The 335-nt window shown below is 64.2% G+C and carries 1 pseudogene; it reads left to right on the top strand.

The features are described 5' to 3' along the window. A pseudogene (locus EN786_RS36630) lies at positions 1-335 on the top strand (molybdopterin oxidoreductase family protein); the annotation flags it as partial.

Genomic DNA, 335 nt, shown 5'->3' with positions numbered 1-335 from the left:
CCTCGGTTATGGTTTTGCGCGCCAGCGCAACGGCTCGATCAACATGCATGCCGCCTCCTGCATCGCCGCCGTCACAGGCGCCTGGCAGTATGAGGGCGGCGGCGCCTTCCATTCCAATTCCGGCATCTTCAAGCTGAACCAGGATGTGCTGGAAGGCACTGCGATGCGCGACCCGAACATCCGCTATCTCGACCATTCGCGCATCGGCCCAGTGCTGACCGGTGCTGCGGACGCGCTCTATGGCGGCCCGCCGGTGACGGCGATGCTTATCCAGAACACCAATCCGGCCAATGTCGCGCCGGAGCAGCGCCTGGTGAAGCAGGGCTTTCTGCGAG

It is taken from the genome of Mesorhizobium sp. M4B.F.Ca.ET.143.01.1.1 (assembly GCF_004792275.1).
Lineage (GTDB): Bacteria > Pseudomonadota > Alphaproteobacteria > Rhizobiales > Rhizobiaceae > Mesorhizobium > Mesorhizobium abyssinicae.
This window is presented reverse-complemented; position numbering and strand designations above follow the sequence as displayed.